The sequence below is a fragment of the Pseudarthrobacter sp. NPDC092419 genome (genome assembly GCF_044755045.1).
In the GTDB taxonomy this organism is placed as follows: domain Bacteria; phylum Actinomycetota; class Actinomycetes; order Actinomycetales; family Micrococcaceae; genus Arthrobacter.
The window spans coordinates 109,749-125,639 of record NZ_JBIVQF010000006.1; the positions used below are offsets into that span (position 1 = coordinate 109,749).

Sequence of the window (15,891 nt, forward strand, 5' to 3'; positions counted from 1 at the left end):
CGTCCGTCCGCCCGCCACCCTTCCCACGCTCTCTCACTTGATGTCGCTCCCCGGGGGACGCTCTGTCACTGACCGCCACCGGGCCGCCGCAAAGGTGAGAGAGCGTTTTGGTTTCGTGCGCATCAACTGAGAGAGGGTTGGGACTTTAAGAGCGTTAACTGAGAGAGGGTCGCGAGGGGCGATGATCAGGCGACCCGCCACACGCTGCACTCGTCCGTATTGACGGCCTTCCGGAGCCCGCTCACGCGGTCCAGGATCCAGACCACACCGATGCCCGGCGCCGTCTCCTGGACGCTGCCGCGGCGCACCACCACGTCATCGTAGGACGGGCCCACCGAGAGGCGGGCCTCAATTTCGTCGCCGCGGTGCAGCTGATCCAAGGCGCGGACGCGGGTAACCTGCGGGGTCGCTTTCTTCAACATGGCGGGGCCTCCTGACTGGAAGTGCCGGCTCTTGCCTGCACTTCCAGTGTGGCCGGGCGTTATTGCGTCCCTGTTTCCCCGCGGTTAGGGGGCTGTTAGTTCTTGGCGCCCTGCAGGTTTCACGGCGCCAGCCGGTCCCCCTTGCGGTGCAGGCGGAACCACCGGTAGCCGTAGCGCCCAAGCTCCACCGTGAAGGTGCCGTCCGGTTCCACAGCGGCGTTCTCGCCGTCGAATAGGTCAAGGAGCTGGGAATTCCGGAAATCGCCGGACGGACCAGACTCCGAGGCGACTGAACCCGTGACCTTCACAGTCTTTTCGCTGAAGTTGTGGAGCAGGACGAGGGTGCCGCCGTCGGAGGTGGAGGTGTGCGCGAAGACAGCGGGCTCAGGCTGGTCGATGATGCTGAATTCGCCCCACCCCAGTTCAGGTGATTCGCGGTAGCGGCTGATCAGGGCCGACATGAAATTGAAGAGTGACTCCGGGTCCCGCTTGGCCGCCGCTGCGTTAACGTTCTCCGGGCCGTATTCGCCCTGGACCAGCGGAGCCACAAGGTCCGAGGCCTTGGCGGTGGAGAATCCGCCGTTCTTTTCGCTGGTCCACTGCATGGGGGTGCGGACGGCGGCGCGGCCCTTCTGCCGCAGGTTCTCGCCCATGCCCAGTTCCTCGCCATAGAACAGGACCGGGGTGCCCGGCAGCGAAAACATCAGCGAGTACACCATTCGCAGCCGTTCAGCATCGCCGCCCAGCATCGGAGGCAGGCGGCGGCGCAGGCCCCGGCCGTAGATCTGCATGTTCTTCTCCGGCCCGAAGGCGTCGAAGACCTCCTGCAGTTCCCCTTCGCCAAGTTTGTCCAGCGTCAGTTCGTCATGGTTGCGCACGAACATGGCCCACTGGTTGTCCGGATGGATAGGCGGACGGCTCTTCAGCGTCTCCCCGAGGTGGCGTGCATCCTGGCGTGCCAGGGACAGGTAGATATTCTGCATGGACAAGAAATCGAACTGCATGTTCAGCTCGTTGCCCTCCGGGCCGCCGAAGTACTCCAGCTGTTCCTTGTAGGGCAGGTTCACCTCACCCAGCAGCACGGCGCTGCCGTTGCGGCGGCTCACGAAGCTCCGCAGCGCGGCAAGATAGCCGTGCGGATCGAGGTTGGCCGCCTGGTCCTTTGGCTGGCCGCGGGTCTCCAGGAAAAACGGCACCGCGTCCAGTCGGAAGCCGTCCAGGCCAATTTCCAGCCAGAGCCCCATCGCCTTGGCAATCTGGTCCCGCACCTTCGGGTGGGTTACGTTCAGGTCAGGCTGGTGCTTGGCGAACATGTGCAGGTACCACTCCCCGGTGGCCTCATCCTTGGTCCACAGCGAGTTCTCCTCTCCGGGAAACACCACCTCGTCGGAGGTGTCCGGCGGAGAGTCCGGGCGCCAGACGTAGAAGTCCCGGTAAGGGTTGTCCGTTGACTTGCGGGCCTCGACGAACCAGGGGTGCTGGTCCGAGGTGTGGTTCACCACGAAGTCCGCGATAACCCTCATGCCGCGGTCCTTGGCGGCGCGGATGAACTCCACCACATCACCCAGCGTGCCCAGGCGCGGATCCACGCCGAAGAAGTCCGTCACGTCGTACCCATCGTCCCGGTCCGGGGACGGATAGAAGGGCATGAGCCAGATGCAGGTAACCCCCAGGGCGGCCAGGTAGTCCACACGCTGGGTGAGGCCGGCGAAGTCGCCGGTGCCGTCGCCGTCGTGGTCGAAGAACGTCTCCACGTCCAGGCAGTAGATGACGGCGTTCTTCCACCACAGGTCCGAGGTTTCCGCGATCCTCATGCGTAGGCTCCCGCGGTCCGCAGCTGGGGCAGGACCTGGTCCGCGAACGTGTCGATGAACGCGGCCTGCTCCTGACCCACGAAGTGCAGGTACAGCTCATCGAAGCCCAGGTCCGCGTACTCAGCGAGCCATGCGGCATGCCGGGCAGGGTCTGCCGAAACGTTGACCGATTTCCGGACCTGTTCCTCGCCCACGGTGCCGCTCACGCCGTCGAAATGCCCTGCGGTGGGCAGGTCCCACGGAACGGGCGGGGCGAAGGTGTTGGTCCGCCACTGGTCCATTGCGATGGCCGTGGCCTCTTCCTCGCTGGGCGCCCAGGACAGGTGGACCTGGAGGACGGCCTTGCCGCGGCCGCCGTTGTCCCGGTAGGCAGCCAGCATGTCCTTGAGTTTTGCGGCGGGCTGGTTCACGGTGACCAGGCCGTCCGCCCACGCTGCCCCGCGGCGTGCCGTTTCCACGCTGATGGCCGGAGCGATCAGCGGCGGCGGAGTGTCCGGGACATCCCAGATCCGGGCCTGTTCCACTGTCACCAGGCCATGGTGGGTGACTTCCTCACCGCGATGCAGCCTGCGGATGACGTCCACACATTCTTCAAGCCGCTGCTGCCGGGTTGCCTTGGGCGGCCAGGCGTCTCCGGTGACGTGCTCGTTCATGTTCTCGCCGCTGCCGGGTGCCATCCAGAACCGGTCCGGAAACATGCTGGCCAGGGTGGCCGAGGCGTGGGCGATGATGGCCGGGTGGTAGCGCTGGCCCGGCGCGGTGACGACTCCGAAGCGCAGCCCCGTGGTGGCCAGCGCGGCGCCCAGCCAGGACCAGGCGAAACCGGAGTGGCCCTGCCTTGCGGACCAGGGTTCGATGTGGTCCGAGCACATGGCGGCGTCAAAGCCGGCTTGCTCAGCGTGCTGGACGTCCTGGAGCAGGCGGCCCGGACTGATTTGTTCATGCGATGCGTGAAACCCGACAGTAACCATCGTTAACCTCTACCGTCCCCGATAGCGTTCTGTCGAGCGTTCAACAGCCCAAGGCAAGCATGCGTGCAGGTTTCCCGCAGGAAAATCCGACCCCGGAAAGGGTTTGGCAAGGATCAGCCCAAGGTTCCCTCCACGCTGGTTTCGGCTGGCTACTTTGGAATGGACAGCTGGTGCTGGACCGGCTGCGACACTTCCCCAACCAATGGAGTCATTACATGTCAGCAATCACCAAAATGGCAGCAGCAGTCCTCGCAACCGGCCTCATGGCAGGCGCAGGCGCAGGGGCCGCGTCCGCTTCTGACGCCACCGTGGACAGCGGCTACGTGGCCGTGGAGGAAATTGTGGCTGCACCGGTCACCCTCGAAGAGGTAGAGGCGGCATTCGCGGCCTTCAAGACCGTCCAGGCCGATGCTCTCGCTGCCGAGAAGCAGGCACACGCCGATTACCAGGCCGCCGAAAAGGCTGCCCTCGAGGCCACCAAGTCGGCCAAGGGCACCGCCAAGAAAGCAGCCCAGGACCAGGTCCAGGCCCTCCGCGCCACCAACCTCGAAGCGCTGAAGGCCCTGAAGGCCGCCAACCAGGTTGCCGTGGACCAGGCCAAGGCCGCCTACCAGGCTCTTGCCGAGCAGTACGAAGCACAGAACGCCGTGGTGGAGGCGCCGGTTGAGGAAGCGCCGGTCACCGACCCGGCAGGCCTGCCCGCCTAATTTCCCGGAATCATCCGCGGACTGCCGCACGGAAAGGGTCCCGTCCTCTGGACGGGGCCCTTTCCCGTCTGCGCGGGACGGGCAAGAATGGGCACCATGGAACTGCCCGTGATGCCGCCCGTCCCGCCCATGCTCGCCAAGTCAGTCAGCGGGATCGGAAATATCCCGGTCGGCGCGGGCCTCAGCTACGAACCCAAGTGGGACGGTTTCCGGTCCATCATCTTCCGCGACGGGGATGACGTGGAGATCGGCAGCCGCAACGAGAAACCCATGACCCGCTACTTCCCGGAGCTGGTGGCAGCGTTCAAGGAGAACCTGCCGCCTCGCTGCGTGGTGGACGGCGAAATCATCCTGGTGGGATCATCCGGGGACAGGCTCGATTTCGACGCGCTGCAGCAGCGCATCCACCCCGCGGCCAGCCGGGTGAAACTGCTCTCCGAACAGACCCCGGCCAGCTTCGTCGCCTTCGACCTGCTGGCCCTGGGGGACGACAACTTCACAGGAAGGCCTTTTTCGGAGCGCCGGGCGGCCCTTGAGAAGGCGCTCGCAGCCAGTACTGCCCCGGTGCACCTCACTGCCGCCACCACGGACCAGGACACGGCAGGGCAGTGGTTCGAGCAGTTCGAGGGGGCAGGTCTGGACGGCATCGTGGCCAAGCGGCTGGACGGCAGGTATGAGCCGGATAAGCGCGTCATGTACAAGGTCAAGCATGAACGGACCGCGGACTGCGTGGTGGCCGGGTACCGGCTGCACAAGAGCGGCCCGGACGCCATCGGATCCCTGCTGCTCGGCCTGTACAAGGAGGACGGCGGCCTGGCCAGTGTCGGGGTGATCGGCGCCTTTCCCATGGCCCGGCGCCGGGAATTGTTTGAACAGCTGCAGCCCCTGGTGACGGACTTCGAGGACCACCCGTGGGCCTGGGCCAGGCAGGAAGAAGGGGAGCGCACACCGCGGAACGCTGAGGGCAGCCGCTGGAGCGCCGGGAAGGACCTCTCCTTCGTCCCGCTCCGCCCCGAACTGGTGGTGGAGGTCCGGTACGACCATATGGAGGGCGAGCGGTTCCGCCACACGGCCCAGTTCAACCGCTGGCGCCCGGACCGGGACCCGGAATCCTGCACCTACGCGCAGCTGGAGGAACCGGTGAACTTCGATTTGGCCTCGGTCCTCGAGACCGGGCGAGGGTAGCAGCGGGCCACTGTGCGTTCCAGCCCGGTTGGTGCCGCCCCAGCCGGAGGCAAGCAGAGAGAAAGCCCTCCGTTCCCGGGATTACTGCCGGGAACGGCGGGCTTTCGCAATAGCAACCGGGCGGGAGCGAACGGCGCCCGGCGTTACTTGAGCCCCAGCTCCTTGGTGGGGACCTTGAAGGATTCCTTGGCGGTCGAGGCGGAGATGGCCGCAACCGTGCAGATGACGGCCGTGAAGATGCTGATCTGCACCCATCCGCCGGGCTTGATGCCGCCCATGGCCGCCACGATGGCCGGTGCGAACCCTGCCATCAGGAAGCCGAGCTGCGTGCCGATGGCCAGGCCGGAGAACCGTACCTTGGTGCTGAACATTTCCGCGTAGAAGGACGGCCAGACGGCGTTGGAGGCGGCGTAGCCGCAGGAGAACATTCCAATGGCGGCCAGGAACATCAGCGGGATGCTGCCGGATTCCAGGCTGAGCAGGAAGAGCGGCGTCAGCGCTGCGCTGGACAGTGCGCCGTAGATGAAGACGGGCTTCCGGCCGATCCGGTCCGCCAGCATGCCGAAGAGCGGCTGCGTGCCCAGTGCCACCAGGTTGGCACCCACCACCAGCCAGAGGGTGATGCTGCCGTCCACGCCGGCTACCGTCTTGGCGTAGCTGATGGCAAGGGTGCCGAACACTGTGGACACCGCGGCAATGAAGGCGCAGCAGATAACGCGCAGGACGTCCTGCCAGTGTCCGCGGAGCAGGTCTGCGACGGGAAGCTTGGAGATCTGGGCGGACTTCTGTGCTTCTTCGAAGGCCGGGGGTTCGTGCAGGGTGCGGCGGATGAAGAACGCCACCACAACCACCAGTGCGCTAAGCCAGAACGGGATGCGCCACCCGATGCCGAACTTGATCTCGTCCGGTAGGGCCAGGACCGGGATGAACACCAGCGCTGCGAGGATCTGGCCGCCCTGGGTGCCCGTGAGGGTCCAGGAGGTGAAGAACGCGCGGCGGTGGTCCGGAGCGTGTTCCAAGGTCATGGAGGATGCACCGGCCTGCTCGCCGGCAGCGGACAGACCCTGGCACAGGCGGGCCAGCACCAACAGCGCCGGGGCCCACCAGCCCACCGTGTTGAAGTCCGGAAGGCAGCCGATGAGGAAGGTCGAGGCGCCCATCAGCACGAGCGTGAACATGAGGACTTTTTGCCTGCCCACCCGGTCCCCAAAGTGGCCCAGGATGACGGCCCCCACGGGCCGCGCCACGTAGGCGAACCCGAACGTGGCAAAGGACATGATGGCTGCGTTGGCATCGGCGTTGGGGAAGAAGACGGTGGGGAAGATCAGTGCGGCAGCCGAACCGAAGATGAAGAAGTCGTAGTACTCGACGGCGCTGCCCAGGAAGCTGGCGACTGCGGCTTTCTTTGGGGTGCCGCCGTGGACGCCCGAGGCCTGCGCGGCCGGCGAAGTTGTCTGGCTCATGAAGTTCCTTAGTGTGACGACATTGTCGCTGGTGGATCTGGGTCCGCAGCCGCCGGTGCCTTGGTGCGGGCAGGGTGCGGTGCGCGGCTGGTGTCCGGAGAAGAACCGGGACGAGTAGCCACATGGTGGGAGCTACTTGTGCGATACAGCAATGATGGCTGTGAGTCCCATCACCTGTCAAGAAATTTCTCACAATCTAGAAATAGCTCTCACATTGTGGCAATATCGAGTCATGAGTGTGAATCAAACCACAGTGGACGATGATGTCGAAGCTGCTGACAACCAGCCCGCAGGCAAGAGCCCGGGACGCATGGACATGGTCGGCAAAGCCCTGAGCCTGCTGGTTCTCCTGGGCGACGAACCCCGCGGCGCCAGTGCGGCGGAAATTTCCCGCCAGGCGCAATTGCCCTTCAGTACCACGTACCGCCTTCTCGGCTCCCTGGCCCGCGACGGGTTCGTCGACTACGAGCCGGATGGCCGGCGCTACCACCTGGGCCTCCGCGTGTTCCAGCTGGGCCAGCGGGTCTCGAACCACCATGGATTCGCCGGTGCGGCCATGCCGGTCCTGCGCCGGGTGACCGAACAGACCGGCGAGGCCACGATCCTGAGCGTGCGCGACGGCCAGCATCACCTCACCGTGAACAAGGTGGACGGGCCGCAGATGTTTCGGGTAACCAGCGACCCCGGCCATCTGGGTTCCCTGTCCACCACCGCCGTGGGCAAGGCGCTGGTGGCGTTCGCGGAGGACGCGGAGCGGGAGGAATTGCTGGCAGAACTGCCGCTGGAGGCGCTGACCGAGAAATCCATCACCAGCCGCGAGGCCTTCCGGGCGGAGATCGAGCAGGTGCGGCGGCAGGGCTATGCGGTGATGGACGAGGAAAACGAGGCGGGCATGCGCGCGGTGGCTGTCCCGCTGCTGAACGCCCAGGGCTTCGCGTTCGCCTCCTTGGCTACGGCCGTCCCCGTTTTCCGTCTCTCCCTTGAGGAGCTGATAGCCCACGTGCCGCTCCTCCAGGAGGCCGCCGCGGAACTGGCGGCCCGCTTGCCGCAGCGCTAATGTTCGTATCTCGAACGATAGTGCGCTAAGTGAACTTTTCCTGTACCGTAATCACCATCATCGAAACCGGCCCTGCGGCACAGCCCGCACCCGGCTTCCGGTGCCGTAACCAAAGGAGCTGCGCGGATGAGTAATCAGACTGAGTCCTGCCTTGTAGGACTGGTCGGCGAGGGCGTCATGCCTTCACTCACGCCTCCCATGCACGAACGTGAGGGGGATGTGCAGGGCCTGCGCTACCTCTACCGGCCCATCGACCTCCTGGAGCTGGGCCTGCCCGGGGAGGCCGTCGGCAGCATCCTCCAGAGCGCCCGCACCCTGGGCTTCAACGGCCTGAACATCACTCACCCCTGCAAGCAGCTGGTCCTCGAACACCTTGACGAGGTCACCCCGGACGCCCGCCGGCTGGGCGCGGTTAACACAGTGCTTATCCGGGATGGCCGCTTCATCGGCCACAACACCGACTTTTCCGGCTTCGCTGCGGCGCTCGCCTCCGGACTCCCCGGCGCAGCGCTGGACCGCGTCGTCCAGCTCGGCGCCGGCGGTGCCGGGTCCGCCGTCGCCTACGCCCTGCTGACCGCCGGGGTCCGTGCCCTGGACCTCGTGGACGTTGACCCGATGCGCGCCGAAGTGCGCGCTGCCGAGCTGGGCGGTCTCTTCCCGGACAGCACCGTAACGGCGCGTACGACGTCGGAGCTGCCGCAGCTGATGCGCGCCGCCGACGGCCTGGTGCACTGCACTCCGGTGGGCATGGCCGCGCACCCGGGCGCGCCATTGGACCTGGAACTGCTGGAGCCGCGCCACTGGGTGGCGGACATCGTCTACCGGCCCATTGACACCGAGCTGGTCCGTGCCGCCCGTGGCAAGGGCTGCCAGGTGCTCGACGGCGGCCGCATGGCTGTCGGCCAGGCTGCTGACGCCTTCCGGATCTTCACCGGCCTGGAAGCGGATCCGGAGCGCATGCGCGCCCACTTCCTGGAGCTCGTGGCCGCTGAAGAGGTGGCCGCCTGATGCGCACCGGAATCGCCACGGTCTGCCTGTCCGGCACGCTGAAGGAAAAGATGCAGGCCTGCGCCATCGCCGGCTTCGACGGCATCGAAATCTTCGAACAGGACCTGGTCACCTCCCCGCTCAGCCCGGAGGACGTCCGCAAAATGGCCGCGGACCTAGGGCTGGGACTTGACCTTTACCAGCCGTTCAGGGATTTCGACGGCGTCACCCCGGACCTGCTCGAAGCCAACCTCCGCAGGGCCGCGGCAAAGTTCCGGCTCATGACCCGTCTGGGAATGGACACGGTCCTGGTTTGCTCCAACGTCGCCACAGCCACCATCGACGACGACGGCCTCCGCGCCGAACAGCTGGCCCGCCTCGCCGAACTGGCAGGGGAGCACGGGGTCAAGGTTGCTTACGAGGCCCTGGCCTGGGGCAAGTACGTGAACGACTACGAGCACGCGTACCGGCTGGTGCAGATGGTGGACCACCCCAATCTCGGAACCTGCCTGGACTCCTTCCACATCCTGTCCCGCGACTGGGACACCGCTCCGATCGAGCAGATCAACGCGGACAAGATCTTCTTCGTCCAGGTGGCCGATGCCCCCAAGCTCTCCATGGACGTCCTCTCCTGGAGCCGCCACTACCGGGTTTTCCCGGGCGAAGGGCAGTTCGAGCTGGCCAAGTTCATGGGCCACGTGGTCCGTGCCGGCTACTCCGGGCCGGTCTCGCTGGAGGTCTTCAACGACGTGTTCCGCCAGTCGGATGTGGAACGGACGGCCGTGGACGCCATGCGGTCCCTCATCTGGCTGGAGGAGCAGAGTGCCAAATGGCTCGCGGGGAACGCCGCCGGAGCCGACGGGACCGGCCGCGCTGCGCTCCGCCGTCGTTATCCCATGGAGCTGGCCACCCTGCCCAAGGTGAACGAACCCGCCGGCTTCAACTTTGCCGAGGTCAAGGCTGAGGACACCGCCCAGCTGGAGAAGCTCCTGGGCCATCTTGGCTTCCAGTTTGAGGGCCGGCACCGGACCAAGGACGTTCAGCTCTGGACCATGGGCCAGGCGCGGGTCATCATCAACGAACAGGCCGCCGGGCACGCCGAGCCGGCCATCGCGGCGCTGGGGTTCGACGTCGAATCCCCCGTGATTGCCTCAGCGCGGGCCCAGCAGCTCAAGGCCCCCGTGGTCGCCCGGAAAGTGCAGGCGGACGAGGAGGTATTCCAGGGAATCTGCGCCCCGGACTCCACCGAAATCTTCCTGTGCCAGGGCAGCCCGGACGGCACGGCAGCATGGACCCACGAATTCGGCGAAGGCCTGGAGCATCCCCATTCCCCCACCCGGGCGGTGATCGACCACGTGAATCTCGCCCAGCCGTGGCAGCACTTCGACGAGGCCGTGCTGTTCTACACCAGCGCGCTGGCCCTGGAGCCGCTGCCGTTCGCCGAGGTGCCCAGCCCCAGCGGCCTGGTCCGGTCGCAGGTCATGCAGACCTCGGACGCGGCCGTTCGCCTGGTGCTGAACCTCGCGCCCATCCAGCAGGCACCCGCGGCGCAGGGGGACCGGCAGCCGCGCAAGGCCTACCAGGAGCACGTGGCCTTCGCCGTGGACGACCTGGTGGCCACCGCCCGTGCCGCCCGGGACCGGGGCCTCGATTTCCTGCAGATCCCGGCCAACTACTACGAGGACCTGGACGCCCGTTTCGGCCTGGACCCGGAGTTCCTCGCCACCCTGCAGGACCTGAACCTGCTCTATGACCGGGACGGAGACGGCGAGTTCCTCCACTTCTACACCGCCACCGTGGGCAGCGTGTTCTTCGAAATGGTGGAACGCCGAGACGGCTATGACGGCTACGGCGCCCCCAACGCCCCGGTCCGGCACGCCGTCCAGTACGACCACCGCCAACCCCGCCAACCCAGCAGATAACCAGAGCACCAGAAAGGAGCCAGCCGTGCCGGAAGAGACCAACGCCGAATCAGAGGAGCTCGTGCCTCCCGCCGAACCCAAGGCAGGCCACGCACCCCTCGACGCCGCCGCAGAGAGTCAGGCGGACCTCAGCGCCGAGATGGCCGCCCTCGGCGAAGCGTACGCCCGGGCCGTCAAGGACGGAGCTGCCGTGGAGACGCAGCCACGGCTGGACTACGCCCCCTACCGCAGCAGCATCCTGCGGCACCCCACCAAGAGCCTGCACCATGCGGACCCGGAGACCATCGAGCTGTACTCCCCGGCCTTCGGCCACCAGGACGTGCATGCGCTGGAATCGGACCTGACCATCCAGCACAACGGTGAACCACTGGGCGAAAGGATCATTGTCACCGGCCGCGTCCTGGACGGCGACGGCCGCCCGGTGGCCGGTCAGCTGGTGGAGATCTGGCAGGCCAACTCCGCGGGCCGCTACATCCACAAGCGCGACCAGCACCCGGCGCCGCTGGACCCCAACTTCACCGGCGTGGGCCGCTGCATCACCGGCCCGGACGGCTCCTACCGGTTCACCACCATCAAGCCCGGCGCCTACCCGTGGAAGAACCACCTGAACGCGTGGCGTCCGGCGCACATCCACTTCTCGTTATTCGGCACCGAGTTCACCCAGCGCATCGTGACCCAGATGTACTTCCCGGGGGACCAGCTGTTCCCGCTGGACCCCATCTACCAGTCCATCGTGGACCAGGACGCGCGCGACCGGCTGGTGGCCAGCTACGACCACAGCCTCACCAGCCCCGAGTGGGCGCTGGGCTACAACTGGGACATCGTCCTGACCGGCCCCAAGCGGACCTGGACCGAGAATGAAGCGATGGGAGCAGACGGAGATGACCATGAATAAGCTCGTCCCCACCCCCGGCCAGACCGTGGGCCCCTTCTACGGCTACGCGCTGCCATTCGCCAAGGACAGCGAACTGCTGGCGGCCGGTTCGCCCGGCTCCATCAGCCTCCAGGGCACCGTGTATGACGGCGCCGGCCAGCCCATCCCGGACGCCATCCTGGAAATTTGGCAGCCGGACGCCGAGGGCAAGGTGGTCCAGCGCACCGGTTCCCTGGTTCGCGACGGTTACACGTTCACCGGCTGGGGCCGTTCTGCCGTGGGCAACACGGGACAGTTCACCTTCACTACGGTCAACCCCGGCCCTACCGAGCCGGGCGCGGCGCCGTTCATCTCGGTGGCCGTCTTTGCCCGCGGCCTGATGAACCGCCTGTTCACCAGGGTGTACCTGCCGGAGGACCAGGCCGCCCTGGCTAAGGACCCGCTGCTCTCATCGCTGGAGCCGGAGCGGCGCAGCACGCTGATTGCGCGCCGCGGCGCCGACGGCGGCCTCACCTGGGACATCCGCCTGCAGGGCGAGGGCGAAACAGTCTTCCTGGACTTCCAGTGAGCCAGTCAGCCGGCGCGGGTGGCGCCTTTCCGGGAACGTTCGACGCCGGCCTGCTCAGTCCCGTCTCCGCCTCACCCGTGGTGGCGGCGCTGACAGGCGACGGCGCGGTACTCGCGGCGATCCTCGCCGTCGAGTCCGGCTGGGCTGCCGTCCTCGAAAAGGCGGGCCTGGCCCCTGCCGGTTCTGCCGCCGTCGTCAGCACAGCCGCTGAACCCGGCCGCTACGACGCAGCGGATATCGCCCGGCGCGCACAGGGCGGGGGCAACCCCGTCATCCCGCTGCTGGCAGACCTGCGGAAGAACGTGGCCGCGCTGGACCATGCGGGCATTGGGGCAGCGAAGGCCGTGCACACGTCGCTGACCAGCCAGGATGTCCTGGACACGGCACTCATGCTGCTGGCCCGGAACACCGTGGAGGCGGTGCTGGGGGACCTCAAAGGCACGACGGCGGCGCTCGCCGCCCTGGCCGGGCAGCATGCGGACACGCTGTGCGTCGGCAGGAGCCTGACCCAGCATTCCCTGCCCTACACCTTCGGGCTGCGGGCTGCGCAGTGGTTCCACGGCGTGGCCGCCGCCGGTCGTCAGCTCGCCGGGCTGCAGTTTCCCGTGCAGTCCGGCGGCGCGGCCGGGACGCTCGCCGCCGCGACGGTCCTCACCGCGGACTCTGCGGCCACGCCGTTCAACCCGGCCACCCCGTTCAGCCTGGCCGACGGACTGGCTGCACAGCTGGGCCTGGCGCCCGCGCCGGGACCGTGGCACACCAACCGGCTGCCCGTCACCGCACTTGGCCACGCCCTGGCCTCCGTGCTGGACGCGCTCGGCAAGATCGCCGCGGACGTGCTCTTCCTGAGCCGGCCCGAGGTGGCCGAGGTGGCGGAGCCGCGGGCTGCCGGCCGAGGCGTGTCCTCCGCAATGCCGCAGAAGCAGAACCCGGTCCTGTCCGTCCTGGTCCGCAGCGCGGCGCTGCAGGCCCCCGGGCTGGCCGCCCAGCTGCACCTTGCCGCCGCGAACTTCAACGACGAGCGCCCCGACGGTGCCTGGCACACCGAATGGCCCGCACTCCGGCAGCTGCTGGCGTTGACGCTGGGCGCTGCAGGCCACGCCCGGGAACTGGCCGAAGGCCTGCGGGTGTTTTCGGACGCCATGCGCCGCAACCTGGACCTGGCCGGGCCGCTGCTGCTGGCCGAAGGCGTGAGCGCGGCCGTGGCCCCGCTGCTTCCGGAACGGGACGGCCTGAACGGCAGGCAGCAGCTCCAGGCCGTGGTCGACCGGACCCTGGAAGCCCCGCCCGCAGAGCAGCCGGTTACCTACCGCAGGCTGCTGCGCGACGCCGTCCCGGCCGGCACCCTCACGGACCTGCGGCTCGCCGAACTCCTGGATCCGGCCAGCTACCTTGGCCAGTCGCCGGAGATCGCGCGGCGCATCCTGGCCGCCTATCCCGACTTTGCCCCATCCAGCACCGACCCGAACGGAGCCAACCGTGGTTAAGCCCGCACTGAAAGCCGCCCTGCTGTCTCCCCAGCGCCCCCTCGGTGAGCACCCCCTGCTGGTGGTTGGCCCATCCCTGGGCACGTCCACCCTCCTGTGGAACCGGGCTGCCTCCCTGCTGGGCAACGACTACGACGTGGTCGCGTGGGACCTGCCCGGCCACGGTGTCTCGCCTGCCGCGGCCGAGACCTTCGACGTCGCCGACCTGGCCGGTGCCGTGGTGGACCTGGTGGATTCCATCGCACCGGGTGCGGACTTCCACTACGCCGGCGTCTCCCTGGGCGGGGCCACCGGCCTGCAGCTGGGCATCAAGCACGGGGAACGCCTCAGGAGCCTGTCCGTGCAGTGCAGCGGAGCCAAAATCGGCACCCCGGAGGCCTGGCTCGAACGCGCCGAAACCGTACGTACGCAGGGGACGGCCGTGATGATCCAAGGTTCCGCCGAGCGCTGGTTCGCCCCCGGTTTCATGGACCGCGAGCCGGACTTCAGCAGCCGCCTCCTGCATTCCCTGCGCGACGCCGATCGTTTCAGCTACTCGTTCTGCTGCGAGGCCCTGGCAGCCTTTGACGTGCGCAGCGAACTGGGCAGCATCCGCGTCCCCACGCAGATCATTGCCGGCGCCCTGGACGGGGTGGCGCCGCCGTCGATGGCTGAAGAGATGGCGTCCGGAATCACCGCGGGCGGCGGCACCGCCACGGCCGTGAGCCTTGAGGGCGTGGCGCACCTTGCCCCGGCAGAGGCACCGGCGCACGTTGCGGACCTGATGCGCAGCCTCATTTCCTGGGCCGAAACGAACGGAGAACAGGCATGAGCGCCGGCGACCCGCGCCACGGTGTCGTACAGCCGGAGGCCACCAGTCAGGAAATTTACGACGGCGGCATGGCCGTCAGGCGCGAAGTGCTGGGCGACGCCCACGTTGACCGGGCCAACGCCAGCAAGGACGGGTTCACCGAGGACTTCCAGGACATGATCACCAGGATCGCCTGGGGCGGAATCTGGACCCGGCCCGGACTGTCCCGCCAGATGCGCTCCGCCGTGACCCTGACGGCCATGGTGGCGCACGGGCACTGGGAAGAGCTGGCCATGCACGTCCGCGCAGCACTCCGCAACGGCCTGACCCGGGACGAGATCAAGGAAATCCTCCTCCAGACCGCCATCTACTGCGGCGTCCCCTCAGCCAACACCGCCTTCAAAACCGCCCAGCAAGTGTTTCGAGAAATGGACACCACCCCATGAACCAGGCTTTTGTGTACGACGCCGTGCGCACCCCGTTCGGCAAGTTCGGCTCCGGACTGGCTGCGGTCCGCCCGGACGACCTGGCCGCGCACGTGATCAAAGAGTCCGTGAAGCGCGCCCCCGCACTGGACCCGGAGCGGATCGATGAAGTGGTCTTCGGCAACGCCAACGGCGCCGGCGAGGAGAACCGCAACATCGCCCGCATGGGGACGCTCCTGGCCGGACTGCCGGTCTCCATTCCCGGGACCACGGTCAACAGGCTCTGCGGCTCTTCGCTGGACGCTGCCATCATCGCGTCCCGCCAGATCAATGCGGGCGACGCGGACCTGATGCTGGTGGGCGGCGCCGAATCGATGTCCCGCGCGCCCTGGGTGCTGCCCAAGACGGAGAAGCCCTACCCGGCCGGGGACATGACACTGGCCTCCACCACTTTAGGCTGGCGCCTGGTGAACAAGGCGATGCCCCAGGACTGGACCATCTCCCTGGGCGAGGCCACCGAGCGGCTCCGCGAAAAGTACGGCGTCACCCGCGAGGCCCAGGACGAATTCGCCGCCAACTCCCACAGCCTCTCCGCCGCCGCCTGGGACGAGGGGTTCTATGACAACCTTGTGGCTCCGGTGCCGGGCACGGACCTGGTGCGGGACGAGGGCATCCGCCCCGGTTCCTCTGCGGAGAAGCTTGCTGGCCTCAAGACCGTGTTCCGCGCGGAAAACGGCACCGTCACCGCGGGCAACGCGTCCCCGCTGTCCGACGGCGCCTCCGCGGCCTGGATTGGATCCGAGGCTGCCGCCGGGGTGCTCGGGCTGGACCCGCTCGCCCGGATCGCTGGCCGTGGAGCGCACGCGAACGATCCGCAGTATTTCGGTTTCGCCCCGGTGGAGGCGGCGAACAAGGCCCTCGCAAAGGCGGGCATCGGCTGGGACCAGGTGGGCGCCGTCGAACTTAACGAAGCGTTTGCCGCGCAGTCCCTGGCCTGCCTCAACGCCTGGGGCATCGACCACTCGATCGTGAACCGGCACGGCGGCGCGATCGCCATGGGCCACCCGCTGGGTGCGTCCGGGACCCGGATCCTGGGTACCCTGGCCCGCTCGCTGCAGGCCTCCGGGGAACGCTGGGGTGTCGCGGCCATTTGCATTGGCGTGGGCCAGGGCCTGGCCGTCGTCCTCGAAAACGTAACTGCCGGAGTGAAGGGCTAAAG

Annotated in this window: 15 protein-coding genes; 11 read left to right on the forward strand and 4 right to left on the reverse strand. The window is 67.5% G+C overall.

Annotated features, from left to right (window positions below):
• Nucleotides 1-185: 185 nt before the first annotated feature.
• The 3 genes from ACIQC0_RS11245 to ACIQC0_RS11255 all read right to left on the reverse strand — a co-directional run bounded on the left by ACIQC0_RS11245 (nt 186) and on the right by ACIQC0_RS11255 (nt 3,207).
• Nucleotides 186-422: a hypothetical protein gene (locus ACIQC0_RS11245; RefSeq protein ID WP_377216299.1), complete on the reverse strand. Its 237-nt coding sequence runs from the start codon at nt 420-422 to the stop codon at nt 186-188.
• Between the two features lie 119 nt (nt 423-541).
• The gene (locus ACIQC0_RS11250; RefSeq protein WP_400534953.1) at nt 542-2,236 is read right to left on the reverse strand and encodes an alpha-amylase family protein; all 1,695 of its coding nucleotides are present in this window, start codon (nt 2,234-2,236) and stop codon (nt 542-544) included.
• Nucleotides 2,233-3,207, reverse strand: a complete 975-nt coding sequence (locus ACIQC0_RS11255; protein WP_400534955.1) for a TIGR03885 family FMN-dependent LLM class oxidoreductase — start codon at nt 3,205-3,207, stop codon at nt 2,233-2,235. Before ACIQC0_RS11255 ends, ACIQC0_RS11250 begins: the two co-directional genes overlap by 4 nt.
• 215 nt (nt 3,208-3,422) lie before the next feature.
• Here ACIQC0_RS11255 and ACIQC0_RS11260 point away from each other — a divergent pair, with 215 nt between their 5' ends.
• Both ACIQC0_RS11260 and ACIQC0_RS11265 read left to right on the forward strand, forming a co-directional pair.
• A complete protein-coding gene (locus ACIQC0_RS11260) occupies nt 3,423-3,914 on the forward strand; it encodes a hypothetical protein (protein WP_400534957.1) in 492 nt (163 codons plus the stop codon).
• Nucleotides 3,915-4,010: 96 nt separating this feature from the next.
• Nucleotides 4,011-5,099, forward strand: coding sequence for an ATP-dependent DNA ligase (locus ACIQC0_RS11265; protein WP_400534959.1), 1,089 nt, complete (start codon nt 4,011-4,013; stop codon nt 5,097-5,099).
• Between the two features lie 143 nt (nt 5,100-5,242).
• Here the strand turns inward: ACIQC0_RS11265 and ACIQC0_RS11270 are convergent, their stop codons facing one another.
• Nucleotides 5,243-6,562, reverse strand: coding sequence for an MFS transporter (locus ACIQC0_RS11270; protein WP_400534961.1), 1,320 nt, complete (start codon nt 6,560-6,562; stop codon nt 5,243-5,245).
• Between the two features lie 232 nt (nt 6,563-6,794).
• Between ACIQC0_RS11270 and ACIQC0_RS11275 the strand changes: the two genes are divergently transcribed.
• The 9 genes from ACIQC0_RS11275 to ACIQC0_RS11315 all read left to right on the forward strand — a co-directional run bounded on the left by ACIQC0_RS11275 (nt 6,795) and on the right by ACIQC0_RS11315 (nt 15,889).
• Nucleotides 6,795-7,619: an IclR family transcriptional regulator gene (locus tag ACIQC0_RS11275; RefSeq protein ID WP_400534963.1), complete on the forward strand. Its 825-nt coding sequence runs from the start codon at nt 6,795-6,797 to the stop codon at nt 7,617-7,619.
• Nucleotides 7,620-7,745: 126 nt separating this feature from the next.
• Nucleotides 7,746-8,627 (forward strand): shikimate dehydrogenase, encoded by an 882-nt coding sequence (locus ACIQC0_RS11280; RefSeq protein ID WP_400534965.1) that lies wholly within the window; start codon nt 7,746-7,748, stop codon nt 8,625-8,627.
• Entirely contained in the window at nt 8,627-10,528 is a 1,902-nt protein-coding gene (locus ACIQC0_RS11285; RefSeq protein ID WP_400534967.1) for a bifunctional sugar phosphate isomerase/epimerase/4-hydroxyphenylpyruvate dioxygenase family protein, read from the forward strand. The genes ACIQC0_RS11280 and ACIQC0_RS11285 overlap by 1 nt, the downstream gene beginning before the upstream one ends.
• Nucleotides 10,529-10,553: 25 nt before the next feature.
• A complete protein-coding gene (gene pcaH, locus ACIQC0_RS11290; RefSeq protein WP_400534969.1) occupies nt 10,554-11,423 on the forward strand; it encodes a protocatechuate 3,4-dioxygenase subunit beta in 870 nt (289 codons plus the stop codon).
• Nucleotides 11,416-11,970, forward strand: coding sequence for a protocatechuate 3,4-dioxygenase subunit alpha (pcaG, locus tag ACIQC0_RS11295; protein WP_400534971.1), 555 nt, complete (start codon nt 11,416-11,418; stop codon nt 11,968-11,970). Before pcaH ends, pcaG begins: the two co-directional genes overlap by 8 nt.
• Nucleotides 11,967-13,457, forward strand: a complete 1,491-nt coding sequence (locus ACIQC0_RS11300) for a lyase family protein (RefSeq protein ID WP_400534973.1) — start codon at nt 11,967-11,969, stop codon at nt 13,455-13,457. The genes pcaG and ACIQC0_RS11300 overlap by 4 nt, the downstream gene beginning before the upstream one ends.
• On the forward strand, nt 13,450-14,268 hold the full coding sequence (locus ACIQC0_RS11305; RefSeq protein ID WP_400534975.1) for an alpha/beta fold hydrolase: 819 nt from the start codon (nt 13,450-13,452) through the stop codon (nt 14,266-14,268). The genes ACIQC0_RS11300 and ACIQC0_RS11305 overlap by 8 nt, the downstream gene beginning before the upstream one ends.
• Entirely contained in the window at nt 14,265-14,693 is a 429-nt protein-coding gene (gene pcaC / locus ACIQC0_RS11310; protein ID WP_400534977.1) for a 4-carboxymuconolactone decarboxylase, read from the forward strand. The genes ACIQC0_RS11305 and pcaC overlap by 4 nt, the downstream gene beginning before the upstream one ends.
• Nucleotides 14,690-15,889 carry a thiolase family protein gene (locus ACIQC0_RS11315; RefSeq protein WP_400534979.1) on the forward strand — a complete coding sequence of 400 codons (1,200 nt, stop codon included), beginning with the start codon at nt 14,690-14,692 and terminating at the stop codon, nt 15,887-15,889. The genes pcaC and ACIQC0_RS11315 overlap by 4 nt, the downstream gene beginning before the upstream one ends.
• Nucleotides 15,890-15,891 lie beyond the last annotated feature (2 nt).